Source organism: Corynebacterium sp. KPL2680 (genome assembly GCF_040225675.1).
Taxonomy (GTDB): domain Bacteria; phylum Actinomycetota; class Actinomycetes; order Mycobacteriales; family Mycobacteriaceae; genus Corynebacterium; species Corynebacterium rhinophilum.
The window spans coordinates 1-15,145 of record NZ_JBEHFM010000004.1; the positions used below are offsets into that span (position 1 = coordinate 1).

Here is a 15,145-nt window from a genome sequence, read left to right on the forward strand (position 1 = left end):
TCGGTGGAGACCTCGAGCAAAGGCTCATCCACCTCGACGGTGTCGCCGACGGACTTAAGCCACTGGGTAATGGTGCCTTCGGTTACGGACTCGCCCAGCTCGGGCATCTCAACGGAGTTCGCCATGAGTTTTAAGACTCCTCGAAAAGTTGGAAGTATTCTATCGCTACCGCACAATCTTACAGCGTGATGCCCGTCATCGTGCAGTAGTGGGGTTAGTAATACCCTCCATGCGGGTAAACTAGTGGGTTATGTTCAACCTCTTCCGCCGCAATAAGTCCCGATCGCCACTGCGACCGCCCCGCGGTCCGGGAGAAACTATTCGCCCAGAAGATGAACAAGAGCTCAAATTGTGGGCGGCTGATAAGGCGTTTGTCGAGGCATTTATCGAGCCTGAGACCGTGGTCAATGAAATGTCTGTGGTCGTCGTGGATGAAAAAGGTGAGTTTATCCGTCGGCGCATCGGCGGGCCGAAGGGGATTGACGCGGTAGGAAAACTATTGCAGTGCGACGTTTTTGATGTCGAAGAAACCGGGTACCCCCAACGCATGCGCGAGCGTATGGAACGCCAACGTATCTTGCGCAAGAGGGAAGAACAGCGCCTTCGCCGCGCCCGTTTTGAGCGCGGCGAGAACCCTGATTCGGGGCAAGACTTAAGTTAATAGGCCTAGACGATGGTGGCGCCGGCTTTTCCTAGCATTGCCAAGGCGGCATTACCGCGGTCTGGATCCACAGGAGAGCAGTATTCGCTCAAGACACGGACGGAAAAGCCTTCCTTTAGGGCATCCGCCGCGGTTGCCTGCACGCAATGATCCGTGGCAATGCCGACGATGTCTACCGCATCGATAGCGTGCTCGCGCAGCCAATCCGCCAGCAATACGCCGTCCGCTTCACCCTCAAAGCCGGAGTACGCGGCGGTGTATTCACCCTTGCGGAAATATGCTTGCGCAGGCCCGATCGCCTCGTGCATCTGGGCGCCATAGGAATCGGCGACGCAGTGCACCGGCCAGGAATCGACAAAATCCGGGTCCTCCGCAAAGTGGGAACCCGGATCGATGTGCCAGTCCTGCGTGGCAACGACGGTGTCGTACTCGGTCTGCAAAGAAGAGATCTTCTCTGCAACCTCGTTGCCGCGATCGGTGCCAAGCGCGCCGCCTGGGCAAAAATCGTGTTGGACATCAACGATGATTAAAGCAGTGTTCATAACTCCGCTATTTTATGCCCAGGCGGCTACGTGAGGTATTACTTTGATTCAGCAATCTCGCGGAGGGCAGCGATGACGGTGCGGGTGGGAACGCCCGTACCCATCTTTGGCGTATAGCCATAAGCGCCGGTGGTATTGAAGGAAGGCCCGGCGACATCGATGTGTGCCCATTCGATGCCCTCGCCCACGAACTGCTTTAAGTAGGTGCCGGCGTATTCCATGCCGCCCTCGCGCTTGGCATTGATATTGCGGATATCGGCGCTGGCGGATTTCACGGATTCATCGTGTTCTTCCAATAGCGGCATGGCCCAGGCATTTTCACCGACCTCGCGGCCGATGCCCGCCATGCGGTCGCGGAAGTCTTCCGAACCCATGACGCCAGCGGTGCGCTCGCCTAGGGCGACCATCTGGGCGCCGGTCAGCGTGGCGGTTTCGATGAGGAAGTCGGGCTTATCCTCGCTGGCGCGCGCAATGGCATCGGCAAGCACGAGGCGGCCCTCCGCATCGGTATTGAGAACCTCAGAGGTAATGCCGCCGTAGTGGGTGATGACATCGCCTGGGCGGGTGGCGTTATCGCCCGGCATGTTTTCTGCCAGCGGCAGGGTAGCGGTGATCTTCACTGGCAGGTTGAGCTTGGCCGCAGCGATGATGGAGACGGCCATGGCGGCGGAACCGCCCATATCGGAAATCATGTCCCACATGCCAGACCCCGGCTTTAAGGAAATGCCGCCGGTATCGAAGGTGATGCCCTTGCCCACGAGCGCCACGTGCTTTTTCGCCTTCTTCGGGTTCCAGCTCAGGCGCACCAGGCGCGGCGGGCGAGCGGAACCGCGGCCGACGGCGGTAATGCCGCCAAAGCCCTGCTTCTGCAGTGCCTTCTCGTCCAAGATTTCTACATCGAGGCCAACTTCATCAGCCTGGGCGGAGAGGAAGTCTGCATAAGACTCCGGGTACAGCAGGTTGGACGGGGTATTGACCAGGTCGCGGGCAATCACCACGGACTCCGCGGTGATCTTGGCCGCCTCGAATTCCTCGCGCGCGGACTTTTCTGCCACCACGGTAAAGGCGGCTGGCTGCTCCGAATCCTTGCCGGACTTAGAACGAAGCCCCTTGAACTTGTAACCGCCCAGGGTAAGGCCCTCTACCGTGGGAGCGATGCCAAAATCGCCCAAGGAGGTGGCCACCTCTTCCACCTTGGATATCGAGCGTGCGGCGCTGCCGGCGGCGCGGCGCAAGGTTTCTGCATCGAGGTCCTCGGCATCGCCAAGGCCGACGGCGATGATGGAATCGACCTCCGCCTTCTTGGGCGCCGGGATGCGGGTGACCTCATTGGCCTTGCCGGTTGCCCCCACGGCGATGAGGGACTCGTATGCTTCGCGCAGCGCGGCCGGCTTGAGCAGCGAGGTGCCTGGAAGTTCAATGCCCTCCTCGCCCTTAAATGCGGCGATGAGTAGGGCCTGCGCGTTCTTCGGGACCTTCTTTTCTAGCTTAAGCTCAGGAAATGCCCCACGTGCGGGTCCAGTGTACTGAGACATAAAGTCCTCCTTTTTAATTGGTACTAATGAAACTTCTGCCCATGGTACCGCGCTAGAGTGAACATATTCCTACCCGGCTATAGATAAAAGGAGTAGATTGTGGGCATGCTTGATTACACGATTACCCGTACGAATCAACCAACGGCGGCAGCAGATTTAGATAAAATTCTGGCCAATCCCGGCTTTGGCCAGTACTTTACGGACCACATGGTGACCATTGATTGGTCCACGGAGAAAGGCTGGCACGATGCGCAGGTCCGTCCCTATGGCCCGCTGACGATGGACCCAGCGAGCAACGTTTTTCACTACGGCCAGGCCGTTTTTGAGGGCATTAAGGCCTACCGGCAGCCCGATGATTCCATCGTTACCTTCCGCCCTGATCAAAACGCGCAACGCTTTATTAATTCGGCGCAGCGCTTGGCGATGCCCGAGCTACCCCAAGAAGAATTCATCGAGGCACTGCGCCAGCTGGTGGACATCGATAAGAGCTGGGTACCGGAAGCAGGCGGGGAAGCATCGCTCTACCTGCGCCCCTTTATGATTTCTACCGAGGTATCGCTAGGCGTTCACCCGGCTAATGCGTATCGATTCATCCTCTTGGCCTCGCCCGCCGGTGCGTATTTCAGCGGCGGCATTAAGCCGGTTTCGGTGTGGCTGTCTACTGACTATGTTCGCGCTGCGCCGGGCGGAACCGGTGCCGCGAAATTCGTCGGCAATTACGCTGGTTCCTTGTTGGCGCAGGCGCAGGCCGAAGAAAAGGGCTGCGACCAGGTGGTCTGGCTGGATGCCATCGAACGCCGGTACATCGAAGAGATGGGCGGGATGAACCTTATGTTCGTCTACGGCACCGGTAGCGACGCCGAGATCGTCACGCCAGCACTCTCTGGCTCCCTGCTACCCGGCATTACCCGCCAATCCTTGTTGCAGGTCGCCGAAGACATGGGTTATAGGGTCAGCGAGCGACGCATCACCGCCGAAGAATGGCAGCGCGATGTGGAATCAGGGAAGATGACCGAGGCCTTTGCCTGCGGCACCGCCGCCGTCATCACGCCGGTAGGGCGCGTCCTTGGTGAGGACACCGATTTCAGCGTCAACAATAACGAGGCAGGCGAGGTCTCCATGGCCTTGCGCGAGCGCCTGACCAGTATCCAGCGCGGCGCCGTGGAGGATGCCCACGGCTGGTTGCACACTCTGGTCTAGCGCGCCGCGGTGTAACGCGGCGCGAGGCGGACCTGCGGCGCGCAGTTAGGCCTCTGCCTGCGTCGCGTCCGCGGTGATTTCTACGCCCAGTAATAAAAGGGGTAGGGCAGCCAAGGCGCCGAGCGCCGGTACCGGTTCCATCGGCAGCTCGAGCAGGGGCTCCAGCCGCAGCTTTTTTAAGGCCAACCGGTGAGCCGGCTGCGGCGCGATATTGGTGGCAAGGATCCAGTCGTGGATCCGCGTGTCTGCAGCGGCGCATACGGCGGCGGTGGAGGTCAAGGGGGCATCGACAAGCAAGGGTGTGCGCCGCCGCGCCGCCTGGGAGATAAAGCCGACCAGCGCGGCCAATACGGGGGAGCCGCAGGCCTTGATGAGCTCCCGCCCAGTCAGGTCGCGCATCCGAAACATGGCATCGCGAATGGCCGCAACCTCGGCCTTCCAAGCCTCGACGCTTGGCTGCTTGCCGACGACCACCACCGGCTCCTCCTGCGCCATGACCCCCATGACGGCCGCGGCAGCCTGCGTGCTGTCGATGCCGCCAGGAATCAATAGATCCGCACCGCCATCAATCTCTGCATCCGCTGCCTGCACGCCTAGGTCATAGGCGGTGGAGCAATCCGTCACCGTGACGGATTTAATGCTGGCCCCGACCCGCCGAGCGGCGGTCTCCGTGGCCTGTGGGATCCCGTCACCGTCCTCGGCGAAGATGATGGCCCGCACCCGATGTGGCTCGGAAGCGGGGGAGCGATCCTGGCAGGCGGCTAGCCACTGTGCGGCACCGCTTAGCCGACCGTAGGGGTAAAGCTGCGGGGAATCAGCCATGAGCGTGCTTCCTTAAACGTCGGCACCGCGCTCTACGCGCGGGCGAGGAATGCGCCACTTGCGGGGCTGGCTGGCGCGGGAAAATGCGTAGAATCCCAGGCCAAAGCCGGTGGCGGTGGTACCGGGGAACTTCTTGCGCACAGCATTATTAGCACGGCGGCCCAGCCAGATGCCGTCGATGGCGAAGATGAGGATGACCACCATGGCAATCGCATTGATGAGGTCGGCGATGCTGGGGGCGGCATAGGTCACGAAGACCACGACGATAAGGGCAAGCGCCATCGGCATGACCCATTCCGAAAGCGTGCGGCGGGCGTCGATCCAATCGCGCACGTAGGCGCGCTCTTCGCCCTGATCGCGGGCAGGGAGGAAGCGTGGATCGCCTTCAGCCATGCGCTCTTGGCTTTCGCGGTTGCGTTGGTTGCGTTCCTTGCGCTCCTGCTTTTTATATTCTTTCCACTCGTCCTTGCTCATGGACTTTTTGAGTTCCTTGCGGCGCTTGTAGCGCTGCGCATCGGATACCCCATGTGGATCGCGCTTCACGCCGCGCGCGATTTCTTGTTCCTGGCGCTTTGGCGTGGGACGACCCTTCGGAGGGGTATACCCCTTGCGGTGGGTTTCTTCCTGAACTTCTTCCTGCACGGGAGCAGGTTCAGGGGAGGTCTTGTCATCTTTTTGCCACGGAAGTTTCACGCTGATCAGACTACAAGGTTTCGCTCCCGAGAGGGGAATAGGCCCGCCCACGGCGTTGTTATTACTATGGGCTACCTTTTCCCTCCTCGTAGATGCGGGTAGGGTAGTGGCTACGCAACCAAGACACATTTGAGGAGAAGTGATGACCGCTCCAGTTTCCGAAACCGGCGTCATTCTGACCGAGGCCGCAGCCGCAAAGGCAAAGGGCCTGCTTGATCAGGAAGGCCGCGACGATCTCTCCCTGCGCATCGCAGTGCAGCCCGGCGGCTGCGCTGGCCTGCGCTACCAGCTCTACTTCGACGACCGCAGCCTCGATGGTGACAAGGTCGACGAGGTAGGTGGCATCAAGCTCGTCGTGGACAAGATGTCCGTGCCGTACCTTACCGGTGCCAAGATCGACTTCGCTGACACCATCGAGTCCCAGGGATTTACCATTGATAACCCGAACGCTACCGGCTCCTGCGCGTGTGGCGACTCCTTCAACTAAACCGAAGGATAAAGAAAGAGGGTGAGTGCTTCGCGGCACTCACCCTATTTTTATGTCTTTATGGCTCGGTGTAGAGCTTTACCCAATGCGGCCTAAAGCTTGACTGGGTAGTCGCGCTGCTCGATCTGCGGGTCGATGCGCTTTTCCACAAAGATGCCGTGCCAGATCATAAAGGACAGCACGGTCCACAGGCGGCGGGAGTGATCGGAGACGCCATCGCGGTGCTCCTTGAGCATCTCCAGAACTTCCTTCTTATTGAAGATGTCCTCCGTCTGGGAATCGTTGATGGTGTCCTGTGCCCAGCCGTAGAGCTCGTCGCCGGCCAGCCAGTGGCGCATGGGTACGGGAAAGCCCAGCTTCTTGCGGTTGAGGACGTGCGCGGGAACGATCTGTTCCATGGCCTTGCGCAGCGCGTACTTGGTGGTGCCGTGGGAAATCTTCAGATCGTGCGGAATGGATTCTGCGACCTTGAATACTTCTTTATCCAGGAATGGCACGCGCAGCTCCAAGGAGTTGGCCATATTGATCTTATCGGCCTTGACCAGGATGTCACCGCGCATCCAGGTAAATAGGTCAAGGTGCTGCATGCGGGCTACCGGGTCAAAGTCTTCCGACTGCGCATAGATGGGCGCAGTGACCTCGCGGTGATCCCACTCGCGCTTGGCCCATGGGATAACGCGCTGCATCTGCTCAAAGTTAAAGGACCGCGCATTGCCGTAGTAGCGCTCCTCCATGGTCATGGAACCGCGGTTGAGCAGGGACTTGCCCTTCATACCTTCTGGCAGCACGCGGGAAAGCTTGCCCAGTCCCTGGCGCAGGGGAGAGGGGATCTTCTCAAATGGGGCGAGCGACAGCGGCTCCTTATAGATGGTGTAGCCACCGAAGAGCTCATCGGCGCCCTCACCGGACAAGACCACCTTGACGTGCTTGCGGGCCTCTTGGGCCACGAAGTACAGCGGCACGAGGGAAGGATCGGCCACCGGGTTATCCAGGTACCACATGATCTTAGGAATCGACTCGGCGTATTCTTCCGGCGAGACGATCTTGACGATGTGCTCCACGCCGATGGCGGCCGCCGATTCCGCGGCCACGTCCACCTCGGAATAGCCTTCGCGCTCGAAGCCTGTAGTAAAGGTCAGCAGATCCGGGTTGTGGCGTTTGGCCAAGGCAGCGATGGCGGTGGAGTCGATGCCGCCAGAGAGGAAAGAGCCAACGGTGACATCGGCACGCATGTGCTTGGCGACGGAATCCTCCAACGTTTCTGCAATGCGGTCAAAGAGCTGCTGTTCTTTTCCTTCTGGTACCTGCTGGACCGGGAAACGCGGCTTAAAGTAGCGCTCGGAGACGACCTCCTCGCCCGGCTTCAGGGTCACAGTGCAGCCGGATTCCACCCGGCGGATATTGGCGTGCAGGGATTCCGGTTCCGGGACGTATTGCAGGTCGACATAGTGCTCAATAGCACGACGGTCAAGGTTGAGTTCTAGACCAATGTCCTCGGCCATCTCCAGGATGCACTTCATCTCGGAGGCAAAGACGGTGCCGGCGTCCGTGGTGGCATAGTAAAGCGGCTTGATGCCGAACTGGTCGCGCGCGGCAAACATGGTCTTGGTCTTGGTATCCCAAATAACGATGCCAAACATGCCGCGCAGGTGCTCGACGACGTCCTTGCCCCAGTGGTGATAGCCCACCGCAATGGGTTCGCCATCACCTTCCGTATAGAAGGTATAGCCCAAGGCCTTGAGTTCTTCGCGGAGCTCAACGTAGTTGTAGATCTCGCCGTTAAAGGTAAGGGCATACCGCTCTGGTTCATCTTCGGGACCCCAGCGCAGGGGCTGGTGGGAATGTTCCAAGTCGATAATGGACAGGCGGTTAAAGCCGAAGGCGGCGTCGCCATCATGCCAAGTACCGGCTGCATCCGGTCCGCGGTGGTGCATGCAAGGAAGCGACCGCTCGAGCGCGTCGACATATTTGTCCACGTTTCCGGTGGCCGCGAGCATGCCAAGAAGTCCGCACATGTAAAGATAGCTCCTTTTAATTAAGCGACTAGTGCTCGGTGTCCTACTCTACGGTGCATGGGGTGGAAACCAGAAAGCGCCACGGCTTGGAAGAAGCTGCGGAAAAGCTTAAATTCAGCTTCCCCGTAAGGGTGCGAACTTTCGGATGATGGCCGGAATTGTTCCCTGTGAGTTAAGGCACATGGCAAAGGTGCAGACCGGGGGTACGGTTGGAACATTGTGCAGGTGGGGCGGTAACCTACTGGAACGTGGATATAAATTGAGCGCCCTGGGTCTCCTTTTAAGCTTCAAAAAGGCTGGGAACCAAGCATTTATCCATTATTCTGATTGGGTAAGGGTGCTCTGTGAGTATTCGAGAAGTTTGTGTGGACAGAAAGGCAGAACACACGTGGGACAGCGTAATAAGCGCACCTTCGCCCGTAAGGCGGGCGTAGCTGGCGCACTTGCCCTAGGCGGTCTCGCCCTGGCTGGTTGTGACGTTCAGGCGCCAACTGCTGTAGAGAACCTCCTGGGATTCGGTTGGCCAAAGGGTGTGACCCCTGAGGCTGAGGCAATGTACAACTTCTGGATCTGGGTCTGGGTTGCAGCTTGGATTGTCGGCTTCGTCATGTGGGGCCTCTTCCTTACTGCAATCTTCCGCTGGAGCGCGAAGAAGGCCAAGCGCGATGGCAAGGGTGAATTCCCGCGCCAGACGCAGTACAACGTGCCATTGGAAATGGTATTGACCATCGTTCCAATCCTGATCATCATGGCCTTGTTCTTCTTCACGGTGCAGACCCAGCAAAAGGTCACCGCATTGGATAAGGATCCAAAGGTGGTTGTCGACGTCACTGCATTCCAGTGGAATTGGAAGTTCGGCTACGCCGAGAACCGCGTCAATGGTGAGAACTATAACGGTGCGGACGAAGCGCGCCAGGCCGAAGCGGAAAAGACCGCCCATGACCCTGAAGGCGTGGATAACCCCAACCCAATTCACGGTAAGTCCAAGGGCGACCTTTCCTACCTCAACTACAACAAGATTGAGACCGTAGGTTCCACCGAGGAGGTTCCGGTTCTGGTTCTTCCTTCCGATACCGCAATCGAATTCCGTTTGGCTTCCGCTGACGTTTCTCACGCATTCTGGGTTCCGGAGTTCTTGTTCAAGCGCGACGTCTATGCACACCCTGAATCTAACGCTCAGGAGCGCAGCTTCCAGGTCGAGTCGATTGATAAGCAAGGCGCCTTTGTTGGCCGTTGTGCCGAGATGTGCGGTACCTACCACTCCATGATGAACTTTGAGATTCGCGTTGTCTCCCCAGAGGACTTCAATGCCTACATGGACTTCCGCGAGAAGAACCCGAATGCCACCAACGCTGAGGCGTTGAAGGAAATTGGCCAGGATCCGTACGCAGTTACCACCCACCCGTTCTCCGGCGAGCGTGACACGGCCGATGGTGACAACTACGTCAAGACCGCGGCATAAGAGATAAGGACATTACACAATGCGTGCAACATCGAAAGTCTTTTACTCAATCGCGACTTACCTTTTCGTCTCGCTGATTGTTTATATCTTTGGCGTCACCCTCGTGAAGGATGATGGTTACCTCTACGGTGCCGAGTGGGTTGGCATCGTAGGCATGTTCCTCTCCGTCATGCTCTGCCTTATGCTGGGTGGCTACCTTCACTTCACCGATAACCGCAGCGACGTTCTGCCGGAAGACTGGGAAGAAGCAGAGACCGAAGACTCCGCTGGTATCTTGGGTTTCTTCTCCCCGAGCTCCATCTGGCCACTGGCTATGGCAGGTTCCATCGGATTCTTGGGCCTTGGCGTCATCTTCCTGTACTACTGGCTCATCGCCTTGGGTGCTGTCTGCTTGATTGCAGCCTGTGCCGGCCTGTCCCTGCAGTATGGCCTGCCTAAGGAAAAGCACTAGTACATATCTAGTCGCAACCACTGCCTAAACTTCTCAGCCCTCCTCAGCACACCACGGTGGGGAGGGCTTTGGCGATCCTCGTCGTAAACAAAATAGGAAAGTTCCCGAGAATCCAGAACTTTTTTAGGGGAGGGGGAGAGCGGATGCGCCCAGGTTATAAGTGGGCAGCAAAGGGGCATCCTAGCACGTAAACCCCTATTTCTGCGGGGGTCATCCGAAAGTTGCAAACGGGCAATTTTCCCCGGAAACCGCCGTGTGATTTATCTCTCTAAGAAACTTGTCCAAATCGGTTGCGGATGAAGGATGGATTGTCGTGATTCGAGCAGACAAAAAGGTAGCGATCGTGGCTATAGATGAAGTTTAAGTGTGTCACCTGCGTTGATGTCTCGTCGGAAAAGAATACAAAAAGTTCCCAGGTAATTAATCTTGGTAGGCCACAAGACATTCCTTATCGGTAGCTGGCAATTTGGTGAAAACCGAATGGCGGAAGCGGGGGGAATTGAAGTGACTTTAGAGTCTAGAACAGCCATAATTACCACTGTGACGAGCGTAGTTTCTAACCAAGGTATGACAGCACCACGTGTTGCCTCGCTGAACCGACCCAATATGGTCAGCGTGGGCACCATCGTGTTCCTGTCTCAGGAATTGATGTTCTTTGCCGGACTGTTCGCGATGTGGTTCACCTCGCGAGCGAACGGCCAGGAAGGCGATTGGGCAGAGCACACTGCCCATATCAACCTGCCAATGGGCTTTCTCATTACTGCAGTGTTGATTTCTTCCTCCGTGACCTCGCAGTTCGGCGTGTTTGCCGCAGAAAGGGGTGACGTTTACAAGCTTCGACTCTGGTACACCATCACGCTGGTATTGGGTGTTGTCTTCCTAGGCATCATGGCGTTTGAGTGGGCTGAGTTGATTCACGCAGGCGTGACGGTACAGTCCAGCGTCTTTGGTTCGGTGTTCTACATCATCACCGGCTTCCACGCTGCGCACGTAACCGCCGGTTTGATTTCCTTTGCAATCATTCTGGCGCGTATCGCTAAATCTAAATTCACGCCGGCACAGGCTACTGCCGCCATGGCAGTGTCCTACTACTGGCACTTCGTTGACGTTGTGTGGATCGGTGTGTTCACCGTTATCTACTTGATTCAGTAGTGTCGGCGAACCTCTCCCCAAAACAGTCCTCCCGTGTTCGAGTTATCTAAAGGAAAATGATGGATAACAATTCGCAGTCCGAGGCAGTGGAGCAGACCACTGCCACGGCTAAGAAGACCCGCCGTCGCCGCAAGGCGAAGCGCACCCTCGCAGGTGGTTTCGCTTTGGCCATCGGTTTGACCGGCGCTGGCGTCTTGGCCTCTGCCTTGACGCCTGACGCTCAGGTCGCTACGGCGGAAAAAGATGACCAAGCCCTCGTTCAAGAGGGTAAGGACATCTATGACACCGCTTGTATCACTTGCCACGGTGCCAATCTGCAGGGCATCGAAGACCGTGGCCCCTCTCTCGTAGGTATCGGTGCCGGCTCGGTGTACTTCCAGGTTCACTCCGGCCGTATGCCGATGATGTCCAACGACGCTCAGGCAGAGCGCAAGGCTCCGCGTTACACCGAGCAGCAGACCTTGGCGCTGGCCGCTTATGTTGCAGCTAACGGTGGCGGCGCGGACATCGTCTACAACGACGATGGAAGCATCGCTCAGGAATCCCTTCGTGGCGCTAACTACAACGGCCAGATTCAGGCCGAAGACGTTGCTAAGGGTTCCGAGCTGTTCCGCATGAACTGTGCATCTTGCCACAACTTCACCGGCCAGGGTGGCGCACTTTCCTCCGGTAAATACGCTCCTGAGCTCGCGCCTGCTAACGAGCAGGAGATCTACCAGGCAATGTTGACCGGTCCGCAGAACATGCCAAAGTTCTCTGACCGCCAGCTGACTGCAGACGAAAAGAAGGACATCATCGCCTACTTGAAGTCTGCAGAAGAGACTCCGTCTCCAGCCGGTTGGGACCTTGGCGGTCTCGGCCCAGTGGCTGAAGGCCTGGCAATGTGGATTATTGGTATCAGCGCCCTGTGCGCCGCTGCTATGTGGATTGGATCGCGCTCATGAGCAATGTGAAAAAGAATTACACTGACGCAGAGCTCGATAAGATGAGCAATGATGAACTTGCTGCACTTGGTACCGAGCTCGATGATGTGACCGTAGCGTTCCGTAAGGAGCGCTTCCCGGTTGAAGGTGACCCCGCAGAAAAGCGCGCGGGGCGCAACGTCGCCATTTGGCTGGCAATCTCCGTTATCGGCGGCTTGGGCTTCTTGGGTGTTTACCTCTTCTGGCCTTGGCAGTACAAGCAGCTAGGGGAGGACGGCCTTGTATGGCACACTCTCTACACCCCGCTGCTTGGTATTACCGCCGCACTTTCCATTTTTGGACTCGGCTTTGCCATCGTGCAGTACGTCAAGAAGATTCTGCCGGAAGAGATTTCAGTGCAGCGTCGCCACGATGGTCCTTCGGAAGAAGTTGACCGTCGTACTCTTACCGCTCTCTTGAACGACTCGTGGAAGACCTCCACGCTCGGTCGCCGCAAGACTATCCAGGGTCTTCTCGGTGGAGCCGGTGTGCTCTTCGGCTTGACGGTTATCGCACCGCTCGCTGGCGCAATCCGCAACCCATGGAAGGTACGTCACGAGCTGAACTACGCCGGTGACGGCACGCTGTGGACCTCCGGTTGGACGTTGCACGAGGAGGGCGTCAAGCTTTACCTCGCGCGTGATACCGGTACCATTGCTGAGAAGCACTCCGGTGAGTCCGGCGAGCACTACACCACCGAAGGCGTTACCCGCCTCGTGCGCGTTCGCCCAGAGGACTTGGCCGCCGGCGGCATGGAGACCGTCTTCCCGCTTGCGGAAGAAGACGTTAACGACGGTGATCAATACGACGCTAAGCGCGACGTATACGAAAACCACATGCACTCCATCCACGGCAACCGCAATGCGGTGATGTTGATTCGTCTGCGCCACTCCGATGCGCAGAAGGCAATCGAGCGTGAGGGACAGGAAGACTTCCACCACGGCGATTACTACGCCTACTCCAAGATTTGTACTCACATTGGTTGCCCAACTTCGTTGTACGAGGCACAAACCAACCGAATCCTGTGCCCCTGCCACCAGTCGCAGTTCGACGCATTGCACTACGGTAAGCCGGTCTTCGGCCCGGCTGCTCGTGCTTTGCCACAGCTGCCTATCACGGTGGACGATGAGGGCTACCTTGTTGCAGAGGGCAACTTCATTGAGCCTGTCGGTCCGGCATTCTGGGAGCGTAAGTCATAATGAGCAATAAACTCGCCCAAATGGGCAACAACATGGACGAGCGCTACAGCGCCGCCGGCGTGCTAAGGACGCAGCTGAACAAGGTCTTTCCGACCCACTGGTCCTTCATGCTCGGTGAGATGGCGCTGTATAGCTTCATCATTCTTCTACTAACCGGTACATACCTGGCGCTTTTCTTTGACCCTTCTATTACGAAGGTCATCTATGACGGCACCTACGCACCGCTTAACGGTGTTGAGATGTCGCGCGCCTACGCAACGGCCCTTGATATTTCCTTCGAGGTACGCGGCGGCCTCTTTGTCCGCCAGATGCACCACTGGGCAGCACTACTGTTCATGATGTCGATGGTTGCGCACATGCTGCGCATCTTCTTCACCGGTGCTTTCCGCCGCCCGCGCGAAGCCAACTGGATTATTGGTTGCACCCTTATCCTGCTGGGCATGATCGAGGGCTTCCTCGGTTACTCCCTGCCGGATGACCTGCTTTCCGGTGTTGGTCTGCGCATTATGTCCGCCATCATTCTGGGTCTGCCGATTATCGGTACCTGGCTGCACTGGGCCATCTTCAACGGCGACTTCCCGTCCGACTTGATGCTGGACCGCTTCTACATCCTCCACGTTTTGGTCATCCCAGGCATCATCCTGGGCCTTATCGCAGCCCACTTGATCATGGTTTGGTTCCAGAAGCACACCCAGTTCCCTGGACCGGGTCGTGCAGAGAACAACGTCGTCGGTGTCCGCATTATGCCGGTCTTCGCAACTAAGGCCATTGGTATGGGCATGATGGTTGCTGGTGTGCTGGCTCTTATGTCCGGTGTGCTGACCATCAACGCCATCTGGTTGCTTGGTCCGTACAACCCCTCCCAGGTTTCTGCAGGTTCCCAGCCCGATATCTACATGCTCTGGACAGACGGTGTGGCTCGTGTCATGCCAGCTTGGGAGCTGTACTTGGGCAACTACACGATTCCTTCTGCGTTCTGGGTAGCCCTGTTGTGTGGCCTGATGGTCGTATTGCTTATCACCTACCCGTTCTTGGAGAAGAAGTTCACTGGTGACGATGCACACCACAACCTTCTGCAGCGTCCGCGTGACGTTCCTACCCGCTCCGCAATTGGTGCAGCAGCAATCGTATTCTTCTTGCTGGTCACCTTGTCCGGTGGTAACGACCACGTCGCGCACTTCTTCCAGATTTCGCTGAATGCGATGACTTGGGTGGGCCGTATCGGCCTGATTATCTTGCCGCCGATTGCCTACTTCATGACCTACCGCATTTGCGTTGGTCTCCAGCGTTCTGACCGGGAGGTGCTCGAGCACGGTATCGCTACCGGTGTTATCAAGCAGCTGCCTAATGGTGCCTTCATTGAGGTCCACCAGCCGCTTGGCCCCGTTGACGAGCACGGCCACGCAGTACCGCTTGAGTACGCAGGCGCTCAGGTGCCGAAGCAACTTAACCACCTTGGTTACGCTGATTCCGAAATCCAGGGCACCTTCAGCCCGGATGATCCGGAACTCATGCGTCGCGTTCACGAGATTCACGAGGAGAACCACGAGGAGGAAGCGGAGATGTTCCGCCGCCTCAACGAGGCCAACCGTCGTGATGACGAGGAAAACGGCCGCATCTAGCCTCTCCTTGGGTTAGCTCGATACACGCTCACTAGATAAGCCCGCTGTTCGCCTAATTTGAGGCGAACAGCGGGCTTGTTTGTTTTCGAACTTATTGATAGCTGCGGGCGGTTCTACTGTCTAAATTCTCTACCGCAAACACTTTTTTAAAGGTCTAGTGCATGTGGCTTGGAAAAGGTAACCTCGCGCAATGATGTCTTAGGAAACGACGAGTAGTTCGTAGGCTACTGGATCTCTATCGCGAGAATAGAAGTAGTGTCAGCGTTTGTAAAAGGGCTACCGAGCTCATCCCTAGTAGGCCTTTGCATAAAGGCAGGGTAATTCGGGTCCAACGCGCATAGT

The 15,145-nt window shown here is 57.5% G+C and carries 15 protein-coding genes; 9 read left to right on the plus strand and 6 right to left on the minus strand.

From position 1 onward, the window contains the following. Positions 1-125: biotin/lipoyl-containing protein (locus ABRP66_RS02965; protein WP_349838348.1), on the minus strand; the 125-nt coding region annotated here is incomplete at its 3' end. A 125-nt stretch (positions 126-250) separates the two neighbouring features. Between ABRP66_RS02965 and ABRP66_RS02970 the strand changes: the two genes are divergently transcribed. After that, positions 251-661, plus strand: a complete 411-nt coding sequence (locus ABRP66_RS02970) for an oxidoreductase (RefSeq protein ID WP_284769482.1) — start codon at positions 251-253, stop codon at positions 659-661. A gap of 5 nt (positions 662-666) precedes the next feature. Here the strand turns inward: ABRP66_RS02970 and ABRP66_RS02975 are convergent, their stop codons facing one another. Beyond that, the gene (locus tag ABRP66_RS02975) at positions 667-1,203 is read right to left on the minus strand and encodes an isochorismatase family protein (RefSeq protein WP_349838316.1); all 537 of its coding nucleotides are present in this window, start codon (positions 1,201-1,203) and stop codon (positions 667-669) included. 38 nt (positions 1,204-1,241) lie between these two features. Further along, positions 1,242-2,738 carry a leucyl aminopeptidase gene (locus ABRP66_RS02980; RefSeq protein WP_349838317.1) on the minus strand — a complete coding sequence of 499 codons (1,497 nt, stop codon included), beginning with the start codon at positions 2,736-2,738 and terminating at the stop codon, positions 1,242-1,244. Positions 2,739-2,843: 105 nt separating this feature from the next. Here ABRP66_RS02980 and ABRP66_RS02985 point away from each other — a divergent pair, with 105 nt between their 5' ends. Next, positions 2,844-3,938, plus strand: coding sequence for a branched-chain amino acid aminotransferase (locus ABRP66_RS02985; RefSeq protein WP_349838318.1), 1,095 nt, complete (start codon positions 2,844-2,846; stop codon positions 3,936-3,938). Positions 3,939-3,983: 45 nt separating this feature from the next. On the opposite strand, the gene ABRP66_RS02990 is transcribed toward ABRP66_RS02985, so the two are convergent. Both ABRP66_RS02990 and ABRP66_RS02995 read right to left on the minus strand, forming a co-directional pair. Beyond that, positions 3,984-4,760, minus strand: coding sequence for a nicotinate-nucleotide--dimethylbenzimidazole phosphoribosyltransferase (locus ABRP66_RS02990; RefSeq protein ID WP_284782414.1), 777 nt, complete (start codon positions 4,758-4,760; stop codon positions 3,984-3,986). A gap of 12 nt (positions 4,761-4,772) precedes the next feature. Further along, a complete protein-coding gene (locus ABRP66_RS02995) occupies positions 4,773-5,453 on the minus strand; it encodes a DUF3043 domain-containing protein (protein ID WP_284769487.1) in 681 nt (226 codons plus the stop codon). A 142-nt stretch (positions 5,454-5,595) separates the two neighbouring features. On the opposite strand from ABRP66_RS02995, the gene ABRP66_RS03000 reads away from it, so the two are divergent. Further along, positions 5,596-5,940 (plus strand): HesB/IscA family protein, encoded by a 345-nt coding sequence (locus tag ABRP66_RS03000; protein ID WP_005283948.1) that lies wholly within the window; start codon positions 5,596-5,598, stop codon positions 5,938-5,940. Positions 5,941-6,032: 92 nt separating this feature from the next. Here the strand turns inward: ABRP66_RS03000 and asnB are convergent, their stop codons facing one another. Next, positions 6,033-7,955 (minus strand): asparagine synthase (glutamine-hydrolyzing), encoded by a 1,923-nt coding sequence (asnB, locus tag ABRP66_RS03005; RefSeq protein WP_349838319.1) that lies wholly within the window; start codon positions 7,953-7,955, stop codon positions 6,033-6,035. Positions 7,956-8,343: 388 nt separating this feature from the next. Between asnB and ctaC the strand changes: the two genes are divergently transcribed. The 6 genes from ctaC (at position 8,344) to qcrB (ending at position 14,803) form a co-directional block, all read left to right on the plus strand. Then, complete coding sequence (gene ctaC / locus ABRP66_RS03010) at positions 8,344-9,417, plus strand: aa3-type cytochrome oxidase subunit II (RefSeq protein ID WP_284782417.1); 1,074 nt, start codon at positions 8,344-8,346, stop codon at positions 9,415-9,417. 19 nt (positions 9,418-9,436) lie between these two features. Beyond that, positions 9,437-9,868 (plus strand): aa3-type cytochrome oxidase subunit IV, encoded by a 432-nt coding sequence (gene ctaF, locus ABRP66_RS03015; RefSeq protein ID WP_284769490.1) that lies wholly within the window; start codon positions 9,437-9,439, stop codon positions 9,866-9,868. Positions 9,869-10,408: 540 nt separating this feature from the next. Beyond that, entirely contained in the window at positions 10,409-11,020 is a 612-nt protein-coding gene (gene ctaE, locus ABRP66_RS03020) for an aa3-type cytochrome oxidase subunit III (protein ID WP_369707792.1), read from the plus strand. Positions 11,021-11,076: 56 nt separating this feature from the next. Beyond that, positions 11,077-11,964 carry a cytochrome bc1 complex diheme cytochrome c subunit gene (gene qcrC, locus ABRP66_RS03025; RefSeq protein ID WP_284769491.1) on the plus strand — a complete coding sequence of 296 codons (888 nt, stop codon included), beginning with the start codon at positions 11,077-11,079 and terminating at the stop codon, positions 11,962-11,964. Beyond that, positions 11,961-13,181 (plus strand): cytochrome bc1 complex Rieske iron-sulfur subunit, encoded by a 1,221-nt coding sequence (gene qcrA / locus ABRP66_RS03030; RefSeq protein ID WP_284852533.1) that lies wholly within the window; start codon positions 11,961-11,963, stop codon positions 13,179-13,181. Before qcrC ends, qcrA begins: the two co-directional genes overlap by 4 nt. Then, positions 13,181-14,803, plus strand: a complete 1,623-nt coding sequence (qcrB, locus tag ABRP66_RS03035; protein WP_284782419.1) for a cytochrome bc1 complex cytochrome b subunit — start codon at positions 13,181-13,183, stop codon at positions 14,801-14,803. The genes qcrA and qcrB overlap by 1 nt, the downstream gene beginning before the upstream one ends. Positions 14,804-15,145 lie beyond the last annotated feature (342 nt).

Coding starts and splice junctions, on each gene's coding strand:
- ABRP66_RS02970 (WP_284769482.1), top strand. CDS start 251: ATGTTCAACCTCTTCCGCCGCAATAAGTCCCGATCGCCACTGCGACCG.
- ABRP66_RS02975 (WP_349838316.1), bottom strand. CDS start 1,203: ATGAACACTGCTTTAATCATCGTTGATGTCCAACACGATTTTTGCCCA.
- ABRP66_RS02980 (WP_349838317.1), bottom strand. CDS start 2,738: ATGTCTCAGTACACTGGACCCGCACGTGGGGCATTTCCTGAGCTTAAG.
- ABRP66_RS02985 (WP_349838318.1), top strand. CDS start 2,844: ATGCTTGATTACACGATTACCCGTACGAATCAACCAACGGCGGCAGCA.
- ABRP66_RS02990 (WP_284782414.1), bottom strand. CDS start 4,760: ATGGCTGATTCCCCGCAGCTTTACCCCTACGGTCGGCTAAGCGGTGCC.
- ABRP66_RS03000 (WP_005283948.1), top strand. CDS start 5,596: ATGACCGCTCCAGTTTCCGAAACCGGCGTCATTCTGACCGAGGCCGCA.
- asnB (WP_349838319.1), bottom strand. CDS start 7,955: ATGTGCGGACTTCTTGGCATGCTCGCGGCCACCGGAAACGTGGACAAA.
- ctaF (WP_284769490.1), top strand. CDS start 9,437: ATGCGTGCAACATCGAAAGTCTTTTACTCAATCGCGACTTACCTTTTC.
- qcrC (WP_284769491.1), top strand. CDS start 11,077: ATGATGGATAACAATTCGCAGTCCGAGGCAGTGGAGCAGACCACTGCC.
- qcrA (WP_284852533.1), top strand. CDS start 11,961: ATGAGCAATGTGAAAAAGAATTACACTGACGCAGAGCTCGATAAGATG.
- qcrB (WP_284782419.1), top strand. CDS start 13,181: ATGAGCAATAAACTCGCCCAAATGGGCAACAACATGGACGAGCGCTAC.